We start from the raw sequence: 22,953 nt of genomic DNA, 5'->3' as shown, positions 1-22,953 counted from the left end.
GTAAGCAGCACCCTGCAGTTCCTCTGGCCTCCGCCGGTCCGCGCATGGGAGCATATCCAGCAAGGTGTGTTCCCTACCGGACAACGTCCATTCCGAGACGTTGTCCGTTTATCAGCGTGGATAGGCGGGGGCCGTGCGCATTGCGGCGCGAAATGAAGGTTTGGCCCAGAACGGGCAGTCCGGTGTCCTGCCGCGGATACCGGCGGACGCGCTGCTTCGCAACGCCCTCCGGGCCCACGAGTCGCTCGGTGCCGGCAGCGGCTGGCTGGACCGGCTTAGGCCTTCCATCCGGGAGTCCTGGCAGCGTTCGCTGCAGCACCACTCGGACCCGGACGTTTCGCGTCCCGAGTTGGTGTTCGACGACGCCGCCCTGGACCGTTACCGTGCCGCGCATCCGCTCGCTGCCGTGATGCCGGTAATCCGCCGCCTGCTCGTGGAGCCCGGAGAGGACTCCGGGCTGTTGGTGGCCGTAGGCGATGAACTGGGCCGCCTGCTGTGGGTCGACGGCGATGCTGCCCTGCGCCGCCGCGCGGAAGGCATGCTGTTTCTGCCCGGCGCGGATTGGTCCGAACGAACGGTCGGCACCAGTGCGCCCGGAACCGCCCTCGCCACAGGGGCCGACGTGCAGATTGCCGGACCGGAGCATTTCAGCCGGCTTGTGCACTCCTGGAGCTGCACCGCCGTGCCCGTGCATGACCCGGACACCGGTTCCGTGCTGGGCGTCGTGGACGTCACAGGCGGCCCCGAAGCCGTCGCTCCGCACACGCTCGCCCTAGTCCGGGCAGCTGTCGCAGCCGCCGAAGCCCGGCTCCAGGTCCAGCGGCTGCAGGCCCGCCGGGATACCCGTAACGGATCATCCACCGCCTCCGGAGCTCCGCTGCGCCGTCGTACCCGCCGGAAGCCCCCGCAGCCTGTCCCCGACTCCACGGAAAGCCTGGAGCTGCTCGGCCGGGACCGGGCCGTCCTGCATATCAACGGCAGGACCGTGGAACTCAGTTCCCGCCACGGCGAACTGCTGGCCGTGCTGGCACTGCACCCGGGCGGGCTGACGGCAGAGGAACTCGCCTCCCTTGCCTACCCCGATGGCGGGCAGGCAGGCACGGTGCGCGCCGAGATGCTGCGGCTGCGCAACCTCATGGAAGGCGTGGCCGCCGGAACCGAGCCGCTGGTGCCGCGCTCCCGCCCCTACCGCCTGGCCCGTCCGCTCGAAGTGGACGCCGCACAGGTCCTGCGGTTCCTGGAACACGGCGCCTACCGGTTGGCCCTGCGGAGGTACGGCGGACCGGTGCTGCCGCGTTCGGAGGCGCCCGCCGTCATCCGGCTGCGGACCGAGGTCTCTGCCGTACTGCGCCAGGCCATGCTGTCCGACGCCGGTGCAGACACCCTGCTCCAGTACCTGCACCTGCCGGAGGCAGAGCACGACGCCGAGGCCTGGCAGCTTGCCCTGCGTGTGCTTCCGCCGCGCTCGCCCCGCAGGGCCGCCGTCATCGCCGCCCTGGAACGGATCGAACGGGACCTGGCCTGAAGGCACAAACCTTTCGTTGCAACCTGCTTGCAACGTTGCGCTCCGTAGCCTCGGGGATGTCCGCAACCGACACCGACGTCGAACGCACAAGGAGCGCAACATGACCGTTTACGCACAGCCAGGCACCGAAGGCTCGAAAGTCACCTTCAAACCGCGCTATGACAACTGGATCGGCGGCGAATGGGTGGCCCCGGTCAAGGGGGAGTACTTCGAGAACATTTCGCCGATCAACGGCCGGGCATTCTGCGAAGTGGCCCGCGGTACATCGGCTGACATCGATCTCGCGCTGGACGCCGCGCACAAGGCCGCCGGGGCCTGGGGCAAGACTGCGGTAGCCGAACGGGCCCTGGTCCTGACCCGCATCGCGGACCGGATCGAAGCCAACCTCGAAATGCTCGCCGTCGCCGAAACCTGGGACAACGGCAAACCGATCCGGGAAGTCCTGGCCGCCGACCTGCCGCTGGCCGTCGACCACTTCCGCTACTTCGCCGGCGCCATCCGCGCCCAGGAGGGCGGCATCTCCCAGATCGACGACAACACCACCTCGTACCACTTCCACGAGCCGCTGGGAGTAGTGGGACAGATCATTCCGTGGAACTTCCCCATCCTGATGGCCGTCTGGAAACTGGCTCCGGCGCTGGCGGCAGGCAACGCCATCGTGCTGAAACCCGCCGAGCAGACGCCGACGTCGATCCTGGTCCTGATGGAACTCATCGCGGACCTGCTGCCGGCAGGCGTGCTGAACGTGGTGAACGGCTTCGGGGTGGAAGCCGGCAAGCCCCTGGCATCCTCGAACCGGATCCGGAAGATCGCCTTCACCGGTGAGACCACCACGGGCCGGCTGATCATGCAGTACGCCAGCCAGAACCTGATTCCGGTGACCCTCGAGCTGGGCGGCAAGAGCCCGAATATCTTCTTCGCCGACGTCGCCGCCGCCGATGACTCGTTCTACGACAAGGCGCTCGAAGGCTTCAACATGTTCGCCCTGAACCAGGGCGAGGTCTGCACCTGCCCGTCCCGTGCACTGGTCCAGGACTCCATGTATGACTCCTTCATGGCGGACGCACTGGCCCGCACGGCACAGATGATCCAGGGCAATCCCCTCGATACCAACACCATGGTGGGCGCCCAGGCGTCCAACGACCAGTTGGAGAAGATCCTCTCCTACCTGGATATCGGCAAGCAGGAGGGTGCACGGGTCCTCGCCGGAGGCGAGCGGGCCCACTTCGACGGCGACCTTGCCGGCGGCTTCTACGTCCAGCCCACCGTTTTCGAGGGCACCAACAACATGCGCATCTTCCAGGAGGAAATCTTCGGTCCGGTGGTTTCCGTGACCCGGTTCTCCGACTACGGGGAGGCCATGGCCATTGCCAATGACACGCTGTACGGCCTTGGTGCCGGTGTCTGGTCCCGGGACGGCAACACCGCCTACCGGGCAGGACGCGATATCCAGGCCGGCCGGGTATGGGTGAACAATTACCACGCCTATCCTGCCCATTCCGCTTTCGGCGGCTACAAGTCCTCCGGCATCGGCCGCGAGAACCATGCCATGATGCTGGACCACTACCAGCAGACCAAGAACCTGCTGGTCAGCTACGCGGAAAACAAGCAGGGGTTCTTCTAAGCGGCCCGCGGACCTGCCTAGGCTTGGGTGTCACTCGCTTTCCACTGGAATTACCCTAAACCGCTGACAGAACGAGGACCCCATGGCAAGCATGCAGGCAGCAGTAGTGAACCAACTCGGTGAAGGCCTCTCCATCGAGGAAATGGCGGTGCTTGAACCAGGTCCGGGCCAGGCGCTCGTCAAGCTGGTGGCGACTGGTGTATGCCATACGGACCTCCATGCCGCAGACGGTGACTGGCCCGTGAAGCCGACTCCGCCGTTCATCCCCGGCCATGAGGGGGTGGGGGAAGTGGTGCAGGTCGGTGAAGGGGTTACCGACCTGCACCCGGGCGACATGGTGGGCAACGCCTGGCTCGCCTACGCCTGCGGTGTGTGCGAGTACTGCCGGACCGGCTGGGAAACCCTGTGTGAGCAGCAGAAGAACAGTGGTTACTCGGTGGACGGCTCCTTCGGCCAGTACATGCTGGTGGATGCGCGTTTTGCGGCGCGCATCCCTGACGGGGCCGATCCGCAGGAAATCGCTCCGGTCCTCTGCGCAGGCGTCACGGTCTACAAAGGACTGAAAGTCAGCGAGGCACGGCCCGGTCAGTGGGTCGTTATCTCCGGCATAGGCGGTCTGGGACACGTGGCAGTTCAGTACGCCATTGCCATGGGCCTGCGCGTCGCCGCCGTGGATATCGCAGATGACAAGCTGGAGCTGGCCACGAGGTACGGAGCCGAGGTTGTGGTCAATGCGAGCAACGAGGACCCGGCCGAGGTTATCCAGGAAAAGACCGGCGGTGCGCACGCAATACTGGTCACCGCGGTGCATCCGACAGCCTTCGCACAGGCCATCGGAATGGCCCGGCGCGGCGGGACGATTGTCTTTGTCGGGTTGCCGCCGGGGGACTTCCCGGCCCCGATCTTTGACACCGTGCTTAAGGGCCTCACCATCCGGGGGTCGATCGTGGGTACCCGCCAGGACCTGGCGGAGGCAATCGACTTCTACGACCGCGGACTGATCCACCCCAACATCACCGTCCGCAGCTTGGAAGAGATTAATGACGTGATGACTGAACTCCGAGAAGGCCGTGTTGATGGCCGTGTGGTGATTGGATACTGATGGATTCTTCGCTTGCTTCTCCGCTGGAAGCGGCTGCCGCACTGCCCGGGGAGACGTTCTCCCGGGTGGCGCTGACGCCGCAGGCACAGGCCCTGCTGCTGCGGCTGCGGCCCATCCACGGTGCGCTGATGTTCCACCAGTCCGGAGGCTGCTGTGACGGGTCCTCGCCCATGTGCTTTCCGAAGGGGGAGTTTCTCACTTCAGATGCCGACGTCCTTCTGGGGGTCTTCGACCTGGCAGGTGAGGAACTGGAGTTCTGGATGTCGCGTGAGCAGTTTGAGTACTGGAAGCACACCCATCTGACCGTGGATGTTGTCTCCGGACGGGGAAGTGGGTTTTCCGTGGAAGCACCTGAGGGTAAACGCTTCCTTATCCGGTCCCGTCTGCTTGACTAGGATCCAAATAGTAAGCTGACTGTTGAACCTGCCGTTTTGAACGGTAGGGTGCAGTGGACGGAACTTATCAAGGCCCCGTGAGGGCAGGAGAAGAGGAAGACCATGGTAAAGAAGTTTGTATTTCTGGCGGGCGCGGGTATTGGCTACCTGGTTGGCTCCAAGGGCGGCCGCGAAAAGCTGATGCAGCTTTGGAATGACCCGAAGGTGCAGGAAACCGTTTCCCACGGCACCGACTGGGCGAAGGAAAAGGCCCCGGGCCTGCAGGACAAGGTTACGGGCGTCGCCAAGGATGCCGCCTCCAAGGTCACCGGTTCCAGCAGTGGATCCGGCTCTTCCGGCAGCACCGGATCCGGTTCCACCGGGTCCTCCACGGGTTCTTCCGCGGCCGGCAGCACGGGAACCAATGGTTCCTACACCTCCGGCGGCGAGCAGAAGATGTCTCCGGCCGAACCGCAGCCTGAGGCATAACCGCAAAGAGCAAGAGAAGCACCGGACAGGCAGGCGAAAACCTGTTTGTCCGGTGCTTTTTCGTTCCCCTTGCCCGTCGTGCAAAGTTGCACTTAGTGTATTGGCGTGGCAGCAGGAGAAACAGCCGCCCCCTCACGGCGGGAACAAAACAAATCGGTGACACGCGCAGCCATCGCCGCGGCTGCCCTCAGCTTGGTCCGCAGTAACGGCCCGGGCAATTTCACGGTGGACGACATCGCGGAGCGGGCCGGCGTCTCGCGCAGGACCTTCTTCAACTATTTTTCCAGTATTGAAGCGTCGCTTACGGTGGCCATGGAAGGATTCCTGGAAACCGTGCTGGGCCACTTCGAGTCCCGTCCGCAGGCCGAGAACATCGTGGAGTCCATGCTGGAGGCCCTGACCGCCCCGGCGGACCCGGAGCGGCTGGCGGTGACTGCCGAGCTCTACGCCATTGCCCAGGACAACCCGGAAATGTTGCGGTTCCAGCTGGAGGCCTGGAACCGGGCGGAACAGCGCATCGTCGCTTCCATCCGGCAGCGATTGGGCGATGCCGCGGATCCGTTCTACAGCTCCTGCCTGGTGGGTTCAGTGCTGACCTGCGGGCGAAGCGCCTTTGCCCAGTGGGAACGGCGCACGCAGGGCGCTATTACCCCGGCGTCACTTAAGCTGCTGGAAGAGCTGTTTGCCGAAGCGATTGGCTTCCTCCGCAACGGATTCAACCGTTAACAAGTCCCGCCGAAAAAGCGGAACCAGCACGTCTGGACGCACGTTGGGTAGGAAAGGGTGCGCGGGGGACCGCATAATGGACCCGCGGACGGCTTCCCGGCATAACGCGCACTTTCGGCGTCCGCGGGGCGGACGCCCAAGGTCCGGAGAAAGAAAAACGGCAGCCGAACGGCCGATGGGAACAGTACGAGACCGTACAACCGTTATGTTCGGCTAGTATCGAGTGCCCCGGAAACAACATAACTACGGATTTGGAGTGTGAGCCGAGAATATGGCTACAGATTATGACGCGCCGCGCAAGACTGAGGAAGAAGCCGGCCCGGCTTCTATCGAAGAGCTTCAGGCACGGCGCAGTGACAAGCAGTCTGCCGTAGTTGACGTGGATGAAACCGAGGCAGCTGAAGGATTCGAACTGCCCGGCGCAGACCTGTCCGGTGAAGAACTGCTCGTCCGCGTAGTGCCGCCGCAGGAAGACGAGTTCACCTGCAACTCCTGCTTCCTGGTCCGCCACCGCTCCCAGCTGGCCGTCGAAAAGAACGGTCTGGCCTACTGCAAGGACTGTGAAGGCTAATAACCCGAAACCTCAGCCGTCGCACCACCTAGGGTGCGGCGGCTGCCTGTTTAAGTCCGGACCGGAGTGGGGACAGACCAATGATCGGAACGACGACGGCGGTCCTGCTGGCTGCCGGTGCCGGCAGACGCCTCGGCCGCGGACCGAAGGCGCTGCTGCCTTTCCGCGGGCGGCCCCTGATCGAGCATCAGGTCGCGGTGCTCCTGGCCGGCGGGTGCACCCACGTGGTCGCGGTGCTGGGCGCCGGTAGCGCTGACATTTTGGCCTCAGCTCGGCTGCAGGATGCTGCACCGGTCGTGAATCCACAGTGGGAGCTGGGAATGGGCACCAGTTACCGTTGCGGGATTTTGGCGGCACTGGCCCGGGAGCCGGAGACCTCGGTCCTAGTGGCCCTGGTCGACCAGCCCGGACTGACTCCGGCCGTGGTCTCCCGCGTCCTCGCCGCGGGGCAGCCCGGCAGGATCACCGCCGCCGGCTACCGGGCGCCGGATGGGAAGTTGCGGCGCGGACACCCCGTTCTGTTCGATACTGCTGTGGCCGCGCGAAGCCTGGAACCGGAGGCAAGCGATGCAGGGGCTGGACATGCAGGGGAAAGGAAGCCGGGAACCAATCCGGATTCCGGGGCCCGTGCGTTCCTCGCCGCCCATCCGGAGCTCCTGGATGTCGTGGACTGTACCGATCTGGCCGATGGGCGGGACGTGGACTGCGATGCGGACCTGGCCCTGTTAGACTGAGGGCTTCGTAGGGGAGTATCCCAGAACGCAGATATCCGTCAACACGTGGAGCACCGACGCTCCGCCGGGTTCAGCGGCCAGCCAGTCAAGGTGGCGGGAGAGACCTATGCTCCTTCGGCATACCCTACGAAAGCAGAGATTCCATGACTGTTTCCCCCTTGGTCTGGGGAGTGACCATCGCGGTCATCCTGGCCCTTTTGGCCTTTGATTACTTCTTCCACATCCGCAAGGCGCACATCCCTACGCTGAAGGAAGCGGCCATTTGGTCCTCCATTTACGTAGGCCTGGCCTTGATTTTCGGCGGTGTTGTCTGGGTCCTTGGTGGAACCCAGATGGGCACCGAGTACTTTGCCGGATACATCACCGAGAAAGCGCTTTCGGTGGACAACCTGTTTGTCTTCCTGATCATCATGGCGAGCTTCCGGGTTCCGCGTGAAGACCAGCAGAAGGTCCTCCTCTTCGGCATCGTCTTCTCCCTGATCGCCCGTACCGCGTTCATCCTTCTCGGCGCCGCGCTGATCAACTCCTTCTCCTGGGTCTTCTACATCTTCGGCCTGATCCTGCTGATCACCGCGGGCAACCTGCTCAAGCCTGAAAGCACGGAGGGCGACGACGAAGCCAACAACTTCATCATTCGGCTCGCCCGCAAAATCTTCCACACGTCGGACACATACGACGGCGACAAGCTCTTCACCATGGAGAACGGCAAGCGCGTCCTCACCCCGATGCTGCTGGTGATGGTGGCCATCGGCGGCACCGACATCCTCTTCGCGCTCGATTCCATCCCCGCGATCTTCGGCCTGACGCAGAATGTCTTCATTGTCTTCACCGCCACGGCGTTCTCCCTGATGGGCCTGCGCCAGCTCTACTTCCTCATTGACGGACTGCTGGACCGCCTGATCTACCTCAGCTACGGCCTGGCAACCATCCTGGCGTTCATCGGCGTCAAGCTTGTCCTGCACGCCCTGCATGAGAACACCCTGCCGTTCATCAACGGCGGCGAGCACGTTCCGGTTATCGAGATCACCACCGGCCTCTCGCTCTCCGTCATTGTGGGCGTCCTGCTGGTGACCGTTGTTGCGTCCCTGGTCAGCCCGGCCGGCAAGGCCATGACCGCCGTGAACAACGCGCGGCGCCATGCGGATTCGTACCTGGACCTGTCCTACACCGCCGATCCTGCAGAGCGGGAACGGGTCTACAAGGCCCTGTGCGATGAGGAACAGGACATCCTGAAGATGGACCTCAAGTACCGCAACAAGGTCAAGGACATCGAAGAGATCCGCGAAACCGTAGCCCGCGCCCACAGCGAGCACGAGCGGTACCTCTCCCGCTAGCGATAACAGCCGGCGGTGATCCGCCGGCAGTGCAGGGCATTCCGGGCAGCACAGCTGCCCGGAATGCCCTTCGCAGTTAAGCCCGGATGCGCCGGGCCACAGCCGGCTACCAGCGGCCGCGGGAACCCGGGCCACAGCCGGCTTTGCCAGCGGCCGCGCGAGCCCGGGCTAGCGGTGGGTGCGGTGCGGCAGCGGGGCATTCGGCCGGCACCGGACCGGCGGACCGCAAAACCCAGGCACAGACCGGCCGCCAGCGCGCCCAGCCCTCCGGCGGCCAGATCTCCCATGGTGTCCGCGTACCCGACGTTGATGCTTACATCCACGTACGTGTGGCCCCACCACTCACCGATTTCCCAGAGCACACTCATCCCCAATCCCAACGCCAGCACCAGCAGGGGAACCACCACGGGGAGCGAGGGGGAGTGACGGTGCGGGCGCTGGACGGCAGGTACTGCGCCGAACTGCACCAGCAGGAAATAGGCCATCACGGCCAGCGCCCCTGTGGTGGCAAAGTGGATGGCGAGATCCCACCAGGAGATGCGGGCGTAGAGGTCTGCCACGCTGCTCCACGCCGCGGCCAGCAGCACCACGCCGTAGGCGGCGTCGAAACCAGGGAAGACCGCCAGGGCACGGGAGACCAGAAGCCCCAGCAGTACCAGCAGGAACAGAGCCGTTTCCACCGGTCCGAGCAGTACCAGCGCCGTCAGGACACTAAGCACTCCCAGTGCACGTACCGTGTCGGCAAGGTATGCCTGCCGGGACTCGGGCGGGCGGAGCAGCGCATCGATCATTCTCATACGGTAGCCCGGCACCACTGACCGAGGCAGTGGGCACCGGAAACGGGCCGGGAGAACCAGTGGCTCCACGCTAAACTCAGCCCATGCCTTCTGAGCTTCCGGCAGTTGCCGTGGTCATCCCGTGCCGCAATGATGCCGCCCTCCTGGAAGCGTGCCTGGAGTCCCTGGCCGGACAGAGCCTGCAGCCACGGGAAATAGTGGTGGTGGACAACAACAGCAGCGATGCCAGCGCGGAGGTTGCCCGGCGGTTCGGGGCCCGCGTGGTTTTCGAACCGGCTGCGGGAATCCCTGCCGCTGCCGGTGCCGGGTACGACGCCGCTGCTCAGGGCCTCGACGCGGACGCCATTATTGCGAGATGTGACGCCGATTGCGTCCTGCCCCCGGACTGGATTGCGCGCATAGCTGAAGCCTTCGCTGCCGACCCGCAACTGGAAGTGCTTAGCGGTCCCGGTGTTTTCTACGGGATGCCCCGCCTCCCGGCGCTGCTGCTCTCCCGGTTGTATCTGGGGTCCTATTACCTGGCCATGGGTTCAGCTTTGGCCCACTGGCCGTTTTTCGGCTCGAACCTGGCTCTGCGTGCCGGAACCTGGCAAGCGGTCAGTGGCGAGGTGCATAGGAAGGATGCGCAGATGCACGACGACGTCTGCCTCAGCTTCCATCTCGGCCAAGGCCGTCGCTGCCGCCGGGATCCGCACCTGACCGTGGGAATGGCGCCGCGGGCGGTGCAAAGCCGGGCAAACGTGGCCCTGCGCTTCCGCAGGGCCTTCCACACCCTGTCCGGCCACTGGCCCCAGGAATACCCCTGGGTCCGCTGGGCCCGGAGGTTCGCGGGCAGCAAAACCGCCGCACCGGCAAACTGAGCGCCTGCCGCGCAGCAGGCCCAACCCACACCGTCAGGCAGCACGCACACACAGCCAGGCCGACCCCACACCGCCAGGCAGGCCGGACCGGATCTAGGGGTAGAGCAGCGGCAGCTGCAGCACCAGCCAGGGACTGAACGCCCAAGGCGTCAGCCGAACCGCCGGAACAAGCTGCGCCGGATCCGCCCACTCCCAGTCCATGACCTCGTCCGGTGCCGGGACCGGACCGGCGTCGGCCACGGCCGTGTAAACGGGGCAGATCTCATGCTCTACGATCCCCGAGGCATCCACGGCACGGTAGCGGAAATCCGGCAGCCGCAGCGTCAGGTCCCGCACCTCGAGCCCCAGCTCGCGCCGGGCGCGCCGGGTCACGGCGTCCTCCGTAGCTTCTCCTGGACCGGGGTGGCCGCAGAAGGAATTCGTCCAGACTCCCGGCCAGGTCAGCTTGGACATCGCCCGGCGGGTAACCAGCAATTCGCCGCGGGTATTGAAGACGTGGGTGGAGAACGCCAGATGCAGCGGCGTGTCAGTGGTGTGCACGGCGGCCTTGTCGCGGGTGCCCACGGGACGGCCGTCATTGTCTACCAGAACCACGTGTTCTGAGCCGTCTGTCATTTCTTCCCCTAGTCCCATACGTGTTTACTTTACCTATGCAGATGCACCCCCCGCTCGACCTGTCTATCGGCCAGGACCTGGTCGAGACCGTTCTGAACCGGTTCTACGAGCGGGCCAAAGACCGCGCGGCCAAACTGGGTCCCGGCTACCTCTCACTGTGGCAGGCACTGGAAAACTCGACCGCCGGAGGCAAGCGGGTGCGCCCGCGCATCCTCTTGACGGCTTACCTGAACCTCGGCGGTACCGACACGGCGGCAGCGGCCAGGGTAGGCGCCGCTTTCGAACTGCTGCATACGGCCCTGATCGTGCACGACGACGTCATCGACCTGGATTTCACCCGCCGCGGCCATGAAAACGTCTCCGGCGTCTATCGGGGGCTGGCCGCCGCCGCAGGCGTTGAAACAGGCGCCGCCCGGCACCGCGGGCTCTCCGCCGGGGTCATTGCAGGGGACCTGGCCTTGACCGGCGCATTCCGCATGCTGGACAGTGCCGAGGTGGACACCGGCATCCGGTTACGGCTGGCCGAGATCCTGGACGAGGCCGTCTTCGCATCCGCCGGCGGAGAGCTGATCGACGTCGACCTTTCCTTCCATCCGGATGCCCCGCCGATCGCCGAAATCCTGCACATGGAGCGGCTCAAGACCGCCGTCTACTCCTTCGAAGCGCCGCTGCAGGCCGGGGCTGTGCTTGCCGGGGCACCGAACGACGTCGTTACCACCCTCGGCCTCTACGGCCGGGACATCGGGATTGCCTACCAGGTGGTGGATGACCTGCTGGGGGTTTTCGGCACGGAGAGCGCCACGGGCAAGTCCAGTTTTTCGGACCTGCGCGAGGGAAAGCGGACGGTGCTGGTTTCCTATGTGGCACAGAAGCCGGAATGGGCAGAACTCTCGGGCCTGATCGGCAACCCCGAGCTGACCGCCCGTGATGCCGCCCGCGCCCGGAAACTGCTGGTTTCCTCCGGGGCCCGGGACCATGCGCAGCAGCTGGTGCGGGAATATGCAGACCGGGCCCGCCAGCACCTGGACTGCCCTGCGGTCACCCCCGGGCTGCGCGCCGCCCTGTCGACAGTGGTTGACGACGCCGTGAACCGGGGACGGTAGTCGGTGGCAGCTGAGCAGGGCCTGCCCCTTTATAACGCCGTTGCGCGCCGGACTTCGGCCGTGCTGATCCGGTCCTATTCGACGTCCTTCGGGCTGGCCTCCCGGCTGTTGCCGGCCCGGACGCGCCTGCAGATTGAAACCATCTACGCGCTGGTCCGGCTGGCGGACGAGATTGTCGACGGCGTGGCGGCGGCCGCACTGGTGCCCCGTACCGAGATCGGCGGGCTCCTCGATGAGCTGGAGGCGGACACGGAACGTGCCCTGCGCACCGGCTACAGCGTCAATCTGGTGGTCCATGCGTTCGCACTGACGGCGAGGGAAACCGGCATCGGAACGGACCTCACCCGCCCGTTCTTCGCCTCGATGCGCGCGGACCTGGACCAGGTGGAACACACCGAGGCCACCTTCAACGAGTACGTCTACGGCTCCGCCGAGGTGATCGGGCTGATGTGCCTGCAGTGTTTCCTCGACGGAGTTCCGCTGCCCGATGACCAGGCCAAGCGGCTGCACGAGGGCGCCCAACGGCTGGGGGCGGCCTTCCAGAAGGTCAACTTCCTGCGGGATCTCGCCCAGGACTTCGAGACCCTGGGACGCAGCTATTTCCCGGGCGTCACCGTGGCAGCGTTCAGTGAGGCGGACAAGCACCGGATCCTGGCCGGCATCGATGCTGACCTGCTGGTTTCGGGTGCCGCGGTGGCGGAGCTGCCGGCAAACTGCAGGGCCGCCGTCGCACTGGCCCAGGACCTGTTCGGTGAATTGGCCCGCAGGCTCCGGAACACTCCCGCCGAACAGCTGCGGACCACCAGGGTGCGCGTCCCGAACCCCGTGAAGGTCCGCATCGCAACGCGTGCGGTTCTGACCCGCCGGGTCGCCGGTCCTGTCGGGCTCCGGCACGACGGCGGAAACCAAGCTGTCCCGGGAAACGAAAGGCAACCATGAGAATGCGTCCGCGCACCGCCGTCGTAATCGGCGGCGGGATCACGGGACTGGCCACCGCGGCACTGCTGTCGCGGGAAGGCCTGGAGGTTACGGTGTTGGAGAAGCAGCCGGAGACCGGGGGACGGGCCGGCAGCTGGGAGACCGGAGGGTTCCGCTTTGACACGGGGCCGTCCTGGTACCTCATGCCCGAGGTCTTCGACCACTTCTTTCGGCTGCTGGGCACCACCGCTGCCGAACAGCTGGAGCTGGTCCGGCTGGATCCGGGGTACCGGGTGCTCTTCGAGGACACCGCCGAACCGGTGGACGTGGCCGCCACCCGGGACGGCAACATTGCGTTGTTCGAGTCGCTGGAACCCGGTGCCGGAGCCCGGCTCGAGGAATACCTGGAGTCCGCCGAAGAGGTCTATGCGATGGCCAAGAAGCGGTTCCTGTATACAACGTTTGCCTCGTTCCTGCCGCTGCTGCGCCCCGATGTCCTGCGCAGCGGCCCCCGGCTGGCCAGGCTGCTGCTGGAACCGCTGAGCACCTTCGTTGCCCGGCGTTTCACGGATCCGCGGATCCGGCAGATCCTGGGCTACCCGGCCGTTTTCCTGGGCTCCTCGCCGTTCACCACGCCCAGCATGTACCACCTGATGAGCCGGCTGGACCTGGCGGACGGGGTGCTTTATCCCATGGGCGGCTTCCACCGGATAGTCTCGGTCATTTCCGACCTGGCGCGTGCAGAGGGCAGCCGGGTCATCACCGGTGCCGAGGTCACCAGGATCCGTACGTCCGCGCAGGACAACCCCACGGGCGGCCGGGCCCGCTTCCCGCGGGGCAAGCCCCGCGCCGTGGGCGTGGAGTACCGGGATGCCGGCGGCTCGCTGGTGTCGCTGGATGCGGACCTGGTGGTTTCAGCAGCGGATCTGCACCACACCGAGACCACCCTCCTGCCCCCGGCACTGCAGACCTATCCGGAGGAATACTGGGAGCACCGGGTCCCCGGCCCCGGCGGGCTGCTGCTGCATCTCGGCGTGGAGGGGAAACTGCCGCAGCTGGAACACCACACCCTGCTGTTCACCCGGGACTGGGAAGCCAACTTCGAGAAGATCTTCGGCCAGGAGACCTCCGTGCCGGATCCGGCCTCCCTGTACGTCTGCCGTCCGAGCGCGACGGACCCCGACGCCGCGCCGGAAGGACATGAAAACCTGTTTGTGCTGGTGCCGGTACCTTCGGATCCGTCGCTGGGAGCCGGCGGGATCGACGGCGCAGGGGATCCCCGGATCGAGAAGATGGCCGACGCCGTCATCGAGCAGCTTTCGTCCTGGGCCGGCATTCCCGATCTGGCCGAACGCATCATCATCCGCCGCACGGTGGGACCGCAGGACTTCGTTGCCGACCTCAATTCCTGGCGCGGAACCCTGCTGGGACCGGCGCACATCCTGAAGCAAAGCGCGTTCTTCCGCGGAACGAACGCCAGCCGGAAGGTGGAGGGGCTGCTTTACGCCGGCGGGTCCACCCTGCCGGGCATCGGCCTGCCCATGTGCCTGATCAGTGCGGAGCTCGTGCTCAAGCGGCTGCGCGGGGAAACGGGCACCGAGGCGCTGCCGGAGCCCGCTCCGTGGTCCGCGCAGGTGCCGTCCGGCCAGCTGTCCGAAGAACAGCCCGCGGCCCCGCAGCCGTCCGCTGAGGCGGGAGCGTAATGGGCGTCCTGTACCTGCTTTTCCTGCTGCTGTCCCTGGGCTGCATGGTGCTCCTCGACCACCGGTTCCGGCTGTTCTTCTTCGCCGACGCACGTAGGGCGGCAGCAGTGCTGGCCATCGGAGTGCTGTTCTTCACCGGCTGGGACCTGGCCGGCATCGGCTCCGACATCTTCTACCGCGGCGAGACCCCGTTTATGCTCGGCCTGACCTTGGCACCGCACCTGCCCGTGGAGGAGATCTTTTTCCTGGCCTTCCTTTGCTACCTGACCATGGTGCTCTTCGGCCTGGTGCGCCTGGCCGCGGACCGGGCCGGCGCCCGGGCCGCCGCACGAAACACCGACCGGGCCGGCGGACCCCCGGCCCGCAGGCCGAGCGAGAGGACCCGGCCGTGACCTACTGGACCCTCAATGCCTTCTTCCTCGTACCGGCAGCCCTGATCTGCGCAGCCGCCCTGCTGGGCCGGAACCGCCCGCGGCACTTCGCAGCCGCGGCGGCCGTCACCGCCGTCGTCCTGTTGGCCCTGACCGCCGTCTTCGACAACCTCATGATCCGCGTGGGCCTGTTTTGGTACAACGAGGACCGCATATCCGGAGCCTTTGCCGGCGCTGCGCCGCTGGAGGATTTCGCCTACCCGCTGGCGGCCGTCCTGCTGCTGCCGGCGCTCTGGGCGCTGCTGCCAGGACGTGCCCCCGCGCCCGGAGGCGCCCAGCCGAACCCGAAGGAAACACCGTGAGCCCCGCCGCCACCTCGACCGCGGGAACCCTGCGGATGCTGCTGGTGTCTTCGCGGCCGCTCTCCTGGGTGAACACTGCGTATCCGTTTGCCGCCGCCTATCTGCTCACCACCGGGCAGATAGACCTGACCTGGGTCATCGGTACGCTGTACTTCCTGGTTCCCTACAACCTGGCGATGTACGGCATCAATGACGTCTTCGACTACGAGTCGGACCTGCACAATCCGCGCAAGGGGGGAGTGGAAGGCGCCGTCCTGGACCGCGGTTTCCACCGCATCACATTGTGGGCAGCGGTCATCACCAACGTGCCGTTCCTCGGGGCCTTGATCCTGCTGGGAAGCCCGCTGTCCTGGCTGGTGCTGGCAGTCAGCGTCTTTGCAGTGATTGCGTACAGCGCACCCGGACTGCGGTTCAAGGAACGCCCCTTCCTGGATTCCATGACCTCGAGCACCCACTTTGTCAGCCCTGCAGTTTACGGCCTGGTCCTTGCCGGCGCGGTCTTCACTCCGGGGCTCTGGGCAGTCCTGGGGGCGTTCTTCCTCTGGGGCATGGCCAGCCAGGCCTTCGGAGCGGTGCAGGACGTGGTGCCGGACCGGGAAGGGGGGATCGGATCCATTGCCACGGTGCTGGGGGCGCGGCCGGTGGTATGGCTTGCCGCCGCTGCGTATCTCGCCGCCGGCCTGCTGATGCTGCTGACTCCCTGGCCGGCGATGCTGGGCGGGCTGCTGGCCCTGCCCTACATCCTCAACCTGGTGCCGTTCCTGCGGATCACCGATGCCGGGTCCGGTGCGGCGAATGCCGGCTGGAAACGGTTCCTGAAGCTGAACTTCCTCACCGGTTTCCTGGTGACGCTGCTGATCATCTGGTACTGGCCTACGCGGTAGGAGGCAGGACAGACAGCAGCGGCCGGCCCCCGAAGGGACCGGCCGCTGCTGGTTTAGCGGGTGCTGGAATTACTCAGCAACGCCCACGAACTCGGCCTTTTCGTTGGCCGTGGTTTCGCCCTGTGCCAGGGAAAGGCGCAGCTTCTCGCCCAGGGTCGCGTCAACGTTGGTCCAGTACTGGATCGCAGCTTCGCGGATGTGCGGACGCTTCACGCCGGAGATGGCGCCGGTGATGGTTTCCAGGAAACGCTGCTTGGCGGCGTCGTCGTAAACCTCGCGGTACAGGGTACCTGCCTGGACGAAGTCGCTGTCCTCGGAGTGCAGGGTCGCGGCGGCACGCACCAGGGCGCCGTCGTTCTCCCAGCTGCCCGAACCGGCCAGCGCTGCATCGGCCGCGGGGCCGCCCAGCGTGTTCGGTGCGTAGACCGGAGTCTGCGGGGAATTGTAGGAGAAGCGCATGGCGCCGTCCTGCGAGTAGTTGTTAACCGGAGCCTTGGGTGCATTGACCGGCAGCTGGTTGTAGTTGGCGCCGATGCGGTAACGCTGGGCGTCCGGGTAGGAGAAGATGCGGGCCATCAGCATCTTGTCCGGGCTGGCGTCGATGCCGGGAACCAGGTTCGCGGGAGACAGGGCAACCTGTTCGATCTGCGCGAAGAAGTTTTCCGGGTTGCGGTTCAGGGTGTGGGTACCCACCTTGATCAGCGGGTAGTCCGCGTGCGGCCAAACCTTGGTCAGGTCGAACGGGTTGAACCGGTACGTCTTGGCATCTTCGTACGGCATAACCTGCACGTGCAGGTCCCAGGACGGGAAGTTGCCGGCCTCGATGGCCTCGTACAGGTCGCGGCGGTAGTAGTCGGCGTCGGCGCCGGCAATCTTCTCAGCCTCGGCACCGGTGATTTCATGGTTGCCCTGGTTGGACGTGAAGTGGTACTTCACCCAGAAGCGCTCGCCGGCGGCATTGATCCACTGGTAGGTGTGCGAGCCGAAGCCGGGCATTTCGCGCCACGACGTCGGAAGCCCGCGGTCGCCCATGAGGTAGGTGACCTGGTGGGCGGACTCGGGGGAGTTGGTCCAGAAGTCCCACTGCATGTCCGCGTCGCGCAGGCCGGAACCCGGAAGGCGCTTCTGCGAGTGGATGAAGTCCGGGAACTTGATGCCGTCGCGGATGAAGAACACCGGAGTGTTGTTGCCGACGATGTCGTAGTTGCCCTCGCTGCTGTAGAAACGCAGGGCGAAGCCGCGCACGTCGCGCCAGGTGTCGGGCGAACCCATTTCACCGGCAACTGAGGAGAACCGCTGGACGGTTTCGGTGACGGTGCCCGGCTGGAACACAGCGGCACGCGTGTACTTGGAGACATCCTCGGTGACAACGAACTCACCGAATGCGCCGCCGCCCTTGGCGTGCACGATGCGCTCCGGAATACGCTCCCGGTTGAACTGTGCCAGCTTCTCGACCAGGTAACGGTCGTGAAGGGCAATGGCGCCGTCGGCGCCGGTGCTCAGCGAGTGGGCGTCGCTGGCAACCGGGGTGCCGGTCTGCGTGGTGGTGAAGTTGGACATACTTGTTCTTTCTCTGGTGCTGACAAAAGGGAGGAAAGGCTTGGGGCGGGCTACGAGGCTGCGGCGGCGCAGTCGGTGCAGATCCCGCGGTAGAGCACATCCGCAATCTGGATGGTCATACCGTGTGTGTTTCCGGGGGTGAGGCAGGGAGCGTGGCCGACGGCGCAGTCCACGTCCTCGATCCGTCCGCATTCAATGCAGATGGCGTGGTGGTGGTTGTCATTCACGCGGGTCTCGTACCGGGCCGGAGAATCGGGGGTTTCGATTTTCCGCAGCAGGCCTGTTTCGGTGAGGTCGGCCAGGATCACATAGACGGACTGCAGGGAAATATCCGGGAGTTCCCGGCGCACGCCGGCCGCGACGTCGTCCGCCACCGAATGCGGTGCGGAGTCGACGGCACGGAGTACGGCGAGGCGCTGCTTGGTCACCCGACGGCCGTGGGCGCGCAGCTCATCGGACCACCTGGCGGTGGTTTCCTCTGTAGCTGCGTTTCCGTTCATGTCCAACATCCTATCCTTATTCTGAGTTATTCATAATAAGGATCGCCTAACCTGGTCCGGTCCCGGTACGCTGGCCATAAAGCGTCCCGACAAGCGTCTCGACGGAACAGGAAGCAGAGGCACAGTGCCTGCAGCAGAAGCTCGAACGGGATTCCAGCGAGTGACGGTAGGGGGCACACAGGTGGACATCCGCACCTACCGCCGCTTTGACGACGCCGGGACACCCGACTGGCAGGAGACCCGCAGCGAGGTGGTCCTGGTGCACGGGATCGGTGCCTCGGAGCGGTACTACCGCCCGCTGATCTGGGAACTGGCGCGCACATCCATCGTCCATACGCTCGAGCTGCCCGGCTTCGGATCCACCCCGAAGCCGCGCAGGCAGCTGCAGATGGAAGACTTCGGGCGCATCGCCGCCGAGGCGCTCGATGCCGCCGGCATCCGGGGCGCCCAGTGGGTGGGCCATTCCATGGGCTGCCAGGTGGTGGTGGAAATGGCGCTCGCCGCCCCGGACGCGGCGTCCTCGGTGGTCCTGCTGGGGCCGACCATTAACGACGCCGAGCGCTTCGCCCCGCTGCAGGCCCTGCGGCTGATGCAGGACTGCCTGGTGGAACCACCGGCCGTCAACTTCATTCTGGTCACCGACTACCTGCGTGCAGGGCCGCGCTGGTATCTCTCCACGCTGCCCGTGATGATCCACCACCGCCTCGAGGAGCGGATCCGCGAGGTAAAGCCTCCGGTCCTGCTGGTGCGCGGCGGGAAGGATCCCGTGGTGCGCGCCGACTGGCTGGCCCGGCTGGCCCTTGCCCGGCCGGGTGCCGTGACGGCGGAAATCCCCGGCCAGCCGCACGTGATGATGTACACCCGTCCGAAAGAAACCGCCGAGCTGATGCGCACGGCGGCCGCCGTACAGTGACATCCTTCCGCCCTGGATTCCGTCCGCGCCGGCAGGGGCGGATCTTCCGGTGGGCGCGCCAGGCACGGGGCTGGGCCTCGGACTATGCATACGTGGCCTACTGGCAGGTGCACGGTTTTATCTTCCGCCGGGACCCGTCGGCGTACCTGCATCCGGAGGGTGAGGTACGGGCACCGGTAGTGCTGATTCCCGGTGTCTTTGAAAACTGGCAGTTTATGCGGCCGCTGGCGGACTACCTGTATGAGCGGGGACATCCCGTGCATACCGTGGCCCCGCTGGGCTACAACCGCGGAGCCATCGAGGACATGGCCGTGCTGGTGGAACGCTATCTGGTGGAACGGAACCTGACGGGCGTGCTGGTACTGGCGCACAGCAAGGGCGGCCTGATCGGCAAGCACCTGATGACCCTGCCGGACGGCGGGTCCCGGGTGGGGCGGATGATTGCCGTCAACACACCTTTCTCGGGCTCCGTCTACGCCAACCTGTTTCCGCTGGCCTCGATCCGGGCCTTTGCCCCGCGGGACCCGTTCCTGCAGAAGCTCCTGCGCAGTGTGGACGTCAACGCACGGATCACTTCGGTGTACAGCAGCTTCGATCCGCATATCCCGGCCGGGAGCCACCTGTCGGGCGCGCGGAACATCCAGCTGGAAACCATGGGGCATTTCCGGCCCATCGGGGATTCCCGGCTGCTGGAGGTCCTGGAACAGGACCTGGCTGCAGCCGAGCGGTAAAGGGAGGCTAGGACGCGCCGCGGGCCAGGGCCTGCTCCACAGCCGCCGCCGAGCCGTCCCGCCACGGCTCTCCGTGCCCGGTGAGCAGCAGGGGAGCATTGGTCTCGGCCAGCAGCGAGAGGGAAGCGAGCGCCTGGGCGCTGTCCGCGGTGGCCGCTCCCGAAACGATCTGCGGTCCCTTCGCGCCGGTGTAGGGATCCAGGGTGACCAGCGAGTCCCCGCTGATCAGGGCGCCGCGGTCCGGATAATGCAGTGCCACGTGCCCGGAGGTATGCCCGGGCGTGTGCAGGATCCGGGGCTTGCCCGGCAGGGCGTCGCCGGAATCCGCGGCCAGGCTGTGCACGTCGGTCACGCCGCGCACGTTCAGCGCTCCGGCGAGGGTCATCGCACCCAGGACGGGAACCGACTTGGGATAGCGCAGCGGATACAGGAACCGGTTGGTCTCGTGCCGGTAGCGGTAGGGATGTGCGGCAATGTACCGGTCGGCGTCGTGCACCAGGATCGGTGTGCGGTACTCCTGCCGCAGCCGTGCCGCAGTGCCCACGTGGTCGAAATGCGCATGCGTCAGCACCAGGGCCCGGACATCGCCGGCACCGTAGCCCAGTTCGTCGAGCGCGCCGGTCAGGTGCGGCCACATCCCCGGCAGGCCCGCGTCGATCACTGCGATGCCGTCGTCGTCCTCGACCAGGTAGACATTCACATGGGCATGCTCAATGCGGTGGATCCCATCGGCTACGTTGCGGGTAAACACGGTGGCTACTCCTTCGGCAGGGTGCGGGGCAAGCGGTTCCGTCCCATCCTAAGCATGCTTTCTATTACCGTGCGCGCGTGGTGCGCCGGAACCGGCCCGGCAGGACCCTAGACTGCTCTGGTGCCAAGACTGCTCGCTGACCTCACCCCGCTGCGTGAAAGCCCCGAATTCCGCCGGCTCTGGACCGGAACGGCGCTCTCCGCCGTCGGCACCCAGCTCACCCTCGTGGCGGTGAGCCTGGAGGTCTACGAACTGACGTCGTCGAGCTTCAATGTCGGTCTGCTCGGACTGGTGGGCCTGGTGCCCCTGGTCCTGGCCGGACTGTACGGCGGATCGGTGGTGGACGCGTATGACCGGCGCAAGGTCGCGCTGTTCTCGTCGGGACTCCTCTGGCTCAGCACCATCGGGATAGCCGCCCAGGCGTGGGCCGGAGTCGGCAACGTCTGGCTGCTGTACTTCCTCGTGGCCGTCAACGCAGGTGCCGGCGGGCTGAACCACCCGGCCCGCAGCGCCATCATTCCCCGCCTGGTCCGCCCCGAGCTGCTGCCTGCCGCCAATGCGCTGAGCATGATGACCTTCGGCCTGGCCATGACCGCGGGACCGCTGCTGGCGGGAGTGCTGGTGGCAAGGGTGGGCTACGGCTGGACCTACACCATCGACGTCGTTACCTTCACTGCCGCCATGTGGGCGCTGTACCGGCTGGCGCCCATGCCGCCGGTGGGCAAGGTGCAGAAGGCCGGGCTGGGCTCCGTGCTGGAGGGGTTCCGGTTCCTGGGCACCCGCCCCAATATCCGCATGACCTTCGTGGTGGACCTGTGCGCCATGGTCTTAGCCCAGCCCCGTGCACTGCTCCCGGCCATCGGAGCGCTGATGCTCGGCGGCGGCGCCGCCACCGTGGGGGTGTTGCTGGCAGCCACCGCCGTGGGTGCCTTCCTCGCCGGCCTGTTTTCCGGGCCGCTCGGGCTGGTGCGCCGGCAGGGCCTGGCGGTGCTCTGGTCCGTAGCGGCCTGGGGGCTGTCGGTGACGGCGTTCGGCGTGGTGGTGGTGCTGGCCGGACACAACGACGGCGCGGTCCCCTCCCGGTGGCTCATTCCCGCGGCGCTCGCGATGGCCTGCGCCGGGATAGCCGATTCCATCAGCGGTGTCTTCCGGTCCACCATCCTGCAGTCCGCCACCCCCGACGCCATGCGCGGCCGGCTGCAGGGTGTGTTCGTGGTGGTAGTGGCCGGCGGACCGCGGCTGGGGGACCTGGTGGCGGGCGTGGATGCCTCCCTGGTCGGGGAGGGCTGGGCGGCAGTGCTGGGCGGACTGATCTGCCTGGCCCTGGTGGCGGTGCTGGCCCGCACCCAGCCCCGGTTTGCCCGGTACGACGCACGGCATCCGGAGCCCTGAACCGCTCGTCGTAGCAGGAGCAGGAGCAGGAGCAGGAACAGCCCGCCCCGGTTAAACGTTGAAGTATATGGATAAAACCGAGAGTGCGGCCGGAAACGGCCTGCGTGAAAGGACCATGTACCCGTGCACCGACATTTCAACGGCCTCAAGACGGCAGCCCTGTTCGGCGTGCTTTTCGCCGTGCTGCTGGGAATCGGGGCCCTGCTTTCAAGCGGAACCGGAAGCCCGACGTTCATCTGGGTCTTCCTCTTTATCGGCCTGGCCACCACTGCGTACAGCTACTGGAACAGTGACAAGCTCGCCATCCGGGCAATGCGTGCCGTGCCCGTCACCGAGGCGCAGGCTCCGGAAATGTACCGGATTGTCCGCGAGCTTTCGCTGCAGGCCGGGGAGCCCATGCCGCGGCTCTACATTTCGCCCACCATGGCACCCAACGCCTTCGCCACCGGCCGGAACCCGCAGCACGCTGCGGTGTGCTGCACACAGGGCATCCTGGCGCTGCTGAACGAGCGTGAACTGCGAGGCGTGCTCGGCCACGAGCTGATGCACGTCTACAACCGGGATATCCTCACCTCCTCGGTGGCGGCTGCCATTGCCGGCGTCATCACCTCGCTGGGACAGTTCCTGCTGTTCTTCGGGGGCGGGGACCGGCGCAATGCCAACCCGCTGGCCATGATTGCCATGGCCGTCCTGGCGCCGATGGCCGCGTCGCTGATCCAGATGGCTATCGGCAGGACCCGCGAGTACGACGCCGACGAAGACGGCGCGAAGCTCACCAACGATCCGCTGGCACTCGCTTCGGCCCTGCGCAAGCTGGAGAGCGGAACCCAGCGTGCACCGCTGCCGAGCAATGACCAGAAGCTGGTGAACACCTCGCACCTGATGATCGCCAACCCGTTCCGTGCCGGCGTGCGCGGCCTGCTGGCCACCCACCCGCCCATGGCGGACCGCATCCAGCGGCTGGAACGCATGGCCGGGCGCACCCTGGGCGCCTGACGCCGTGCTGATCCGTCT

At 66.1% G+C, this 22,953-nt stretch carries 25 protein-coding genes; 20 read left to right on the top strand and 5 right to left on the bottom strand.

The genetic code is table 11. From position 1 onward, the window contains the following. Positions 1-160 precede the first annotated feature (160 nt). The 9 genes from NNX34_RS02500 to NNX34_RS02460 all read left to right on the top strand — a co-directional run bounded on the left by NNX34_RS02500 (position 161) and on the right by NNX34_RS02460 (position 8,479). The gene (locus NNX34_RS02500) at positions 161-1,525 is read left to right on the top strand and encodes a GAF domain-containing protein (RefSeq protein WP_255764960.1); all 1,365 of its coding nucleotides are present in this window, start codon (positions 161-163) and stop codon (positions 1,523-1,525) included. A gap of 100 nt (positions 1,526-1,625) precedes the next feature. Next, positions 1,626-3,149 (top strand): aldehyde dehydrogenase family protein, encoded by a 1,524-nt coding sequence (locus NNX34_RS02495; RefSeq protein ID WP_255764959.1) that lies wholly within the window; start codon positions 1,626-1,628, stop codon positions 3,147-3,149. Between the two features lie 82 nt (positions 3,150-3,231). Next, complete coding sequence (adhP, locus tag NNX34_RS02490) at positions 3,232-4,251, top strand: alcohol dehydrogenase AdhP (RefSeq protein ID WP_255764958.1); 1,020 nt, start codon at positions 3,232-3,234, stop codon at positions 4,249-4,251. Beyond that, positions 4,251-4,646 (top strand): DUF779 domain-containing protein, encoded by a 396-nt coding sequence (locus NNX34_RS02485; RefSeq protein ID WP_255764957.1) that lies wholly within the window; start codon positions 4,251-4,253, stop codon positions 4,644-4,646. Before adhP ends, NNX34_RS02485 begins: the two co-directional genes overlap by 1 nt. A gap of 102 nt (positions 4,647-4,748) precedes the next feature. Continuing rightward, positions 4,749-5,114: a hypothetical protein gene (locus NNX34_RS02480; protein WP_255764956.1), complete on the top strand. Its 366-nt coding sequence runs from the start codon at positions 4,749-4,751 to the stop codon at positions 5,112-5,114. Positions 5,115-5,270: 156 nt separating this feature from the next. Next, entirely contained in the window at positions 5,271-5,840 is a 570-nt protein-coding gene (locus tag NNX34_RS02475) for a TetR/AcrR family transcriptional regulator (protein ID WP_255764955.1), read from the top strand. A gap of 271 nt (positions 5,841-6,111) precedes the next feature. After that, on the top strand, positions 6,112-6,411 hold the full coding sequence (locus NNX34_RS02470) for a DUF4193 domain-containing protein (RefSeq protein WP_146360892.1): 300 nt from the start codon (positions 6,112-6,114) through the stop codon (positions 6,409-6,411). Positions 6,412-6,491: 80 nt separating this feature from the next. After that, a complete protein-coding gene (locus NNX34_RS02465) occupies positions 6,492-7,145 on the top strand; it encodes an NTP transferase domain-containing protein (RefSeq protein ID WP_255764954.1) in 654 nt (217 codons plus the stop codon). A gap of 143 nt (positions 7,146-7,288) precedes the next feature. Next, positions 7,289-8,479: a TerC family protein gene (locus tag NNX34_RS02460; protein WP_255764953.1), complete on the top strand. Its 1,191-nt coding sequence runs from the start codon at positions 7,289-7,291 to the stop codon at positions 8,477-8,479. Here the strand turns inward: NNX34_RS02460 and NNX34_RS02455 are convergent. Then, positions 8,476-9,270, bottom strand: a complete 795-nt coding sequence (locus NNX34_RS02455; RefSeq protein WP_255764952.1) for a hypothetical protein — start codon at positions 9,268-9,270, stop codon at positions 8,476-8,478. The two genes, NNX34_RS02460 and NNX34_RS02455, sit on opposite strands and share 4 nt — an antisense overlap. 89 nt (positions 9,271-9,359) lie before the next feature. On the opposite strand from NNX34_RS02455, the gene NNX34_RS02450 reads away from it, so the two are divergent. Further along, positions 9,360-10,136, top strand: a complete 777-nt coding sequence (locus tag NNX34_RS02450; RefSeq protein WP_255764951.1) for a glycosyltransferase family A protein — start codon at positions 9,360-9,362, stop codon at positions 10,134-10,136. Between the two features lie 93 nt (positions 10,137-10,229). On the opposite strand, the gene idi is transcribed toward NNX34_RS02450, so the two are convergent. Continuing rightward, positions 10,230-10,751, bottom strand: coding sequence for an isopentenyl-diphosphate Delta-isomerase (gene idi / locus NNX34_RS02445; RefSeq protein ID WP_255764950.1), 522 nt, complete (start codon positions 10,749-10,751; stop codon positions 10,230-10,232). A 35-nt stretch (positions 10,752-10,786) separates the two neighbouring features. Here idi and NNX34_RS02440 point away from each other — a divergent pair, with 35 nt between their 5' ends. From NNX34_RS02440 to NNX34_RS02415, 6 genes are read left to right on the top strand one after another with little or no spacing between them, the layout of a single operon-like run. After that, a complete protein-coding gene (locus NNX34_RS02440; RefSeq protein WP_255764949.1) occupies positions 10,787-11,854 on the top strand; it encodes a polyprenyl synthetase family protein in 1,068 nt (355 codons plus the stop codon). A 3-nt stretch (positions 11,855-11,857) separates the two neighbouring features. Next, the gene (locus NNX34_RS02435; protein ID WP_255764948.1) at positions 11,858-12,793 is read left to right on the top strand and encodes a squalene/phytoene synthase family protein; all 936 of its coding nucleotides are present in this window, start codon (positions 11,858-11,860) and stop codon (positions 12,791-12,793) included. A gap of 2 nt (positions 12,794-12,795) precedes the next feature. Further along, positions 12,796-14,475, top strand: coding sequence for a phytoene desaturase family protein (gene crtI, locus NNX34_RS02430; protein WP_255765706.1), 1,680 nt, complete (start codon positions 12,796-12,798; stop codon positions 14,473-14,475). After that, positions 14,475-14,867 carry a lycopene cyclase domain-containing protein gene (locus NNX34_RS02425; protein WP_255764947.1) on the top strand — a complete coding sequence of 131 codons (393 nt, stop codon included), beginning with the start codon at positions 14,475-14,477 and terminating at the stop codon, positions 14,865-14,867. Before crtI ends, NNX34_RS02425 begins: the two co-directional genes overlap by 1 nt. Continuing rightward, positions 14,864-15,208: a lycopene cyclase domain-containing protein gene (locus tag NNX34_RS02420; RefSeq protein WP_255764946.1), complete on the top strand. Its 345-nt coding sequence runs from the start codon at positions 14,864-14,866 to the stop codon at positions 15,206-15,208. The genes NNX34_RS02425 and NNX34_RS02420 overlap by 4 nt, the downstream gene beginning before the upstream one ends. A 35-nt stretch (positions 15,209-15,243) precedes the next feature. Beyond that, positions 15,244-16,092, top strand: a complete 849-nt coding sequence (locus tag NNX34_RS02415; RefSeq protein ID WP_255765705.1) for a prenyltransferase — start codon at positions 15,244-15,246, stop codon at positions 16,090-16,092. 69 nt (positions 16,093-16,161) lie between these two features. On the opposite strand, the gene NNX34_RS02410 is transcribed toward NNX34_RS02415, so the two are convergent. Together NNX34_RS02410 and NNX34_RS02405 are read right to left on the bottom strand one after the other, a co-directional pair. Next, positions 16,162-17,652 (bottom strand): catalase, encoded by a 1,491-nt coding sequence (locus tag NNX34_RS02410; protein WP_255764945.1) that lies wholly within the window; start codon positions 17,650-17,652, stop codon positions 16,162-16,164. A gap of 50 nt (positions 17,653-17,702) precedes the next feature. Further along, positions 17,703-18,152, bottom strand: coding sequence for a Fur family transcriptional regulator (locus NNX34_RS02405; RefSeq protein WP_255764944.1), 450 nt, complete (start codon positions 18,150-18,152; stop codon positions 17,703-17,705). A 160-nt stretch (positions 18,153-18,312) separates the two neighbouring features. On the opposite strand from NNX34_RS02405, the gene NNX34_RS02400 reads away from it, so the two are divergent. Continuing rightward, a complete protein-coding gene (locus NNX34_RS02400) occupies positions 18,313-19,065 on the top strand; it encodes an alpha/beta fold hydrolase (RefSeq protein WP_255764943.1) in 753 nt (250 codons plus the stop codon). Positions 19,066-19,157: 92 nt separating this feature from the next. Continuing rightward, positions 19,158-19,796 (top strand): alpha/beta hydrolase, encoded by a 639-nt coding sequence (locus NNX34_RS02395; protein ID WP_255764942.1) that lies wholly within the window; start codon positions 19,158-19,160, stop codon positions 19,794-19,796. Between the two features lie 7 nt (positions 19,797-19,803). Here the strand turns inward: NNX34_RS02395 and NNX34_RS02390 are convergent, their stop codons facing one another. Continuing rightward, positions 19,804-20,547, bottom strand: a complete 744-nt coding sequence (locus NNX34_RS02390) for an MBL fold metallo-hydrolase (protein ID WP_255764941.1) — start codon at positions 20,545-20,547, stop codon at positions 19,804-19,806. 120 nt (positions 20,548-20,667) lie between these two features. Here NNX34_RS02390 and NNX34_RS02385 point away from each other — a divergent pair, with 120 nt between their 5' ends. Next, complete coding sequence (locus tag NNX34_RS02385; RefSeq protein WP_255764940.1) at positions 20,668-21,939, top strand: MFS transporter; 1,272 nt, start codon at positions 20,668-20,670, stop codon at positions 21,937-21,939. 123 nt (positions 21,940-22,062) lie between these two features. Further along, positions 22,063-22,935: a zinc metalloprotease HtpX gene (htpX, locus tag NNX34_RS02380; protein WP_255764938.1), complete on the top strand. Its 873-nt coding sequence runs from the start codon at positions 22,063-22,065 to the stop codon at positions 22,933-22,935. Positions 22,936-22,953: the final 18 nt, after the last annotated feature.

Source organism: Arthrobacter sp. zg-Y1116 (assembly GCF_024385485.1).
Classification (GTDB): domain Bacteria; phylum Actinomycetota; class Actinomycetes; order Actinomycetales; family Micrococcaceae; genus Arthrobacter_B.
The sequence above is the reverse complement of the archived record's forward strand: the minus strand, read 5'-3'. Positions and strand labels throughout refer to the sequence as shown.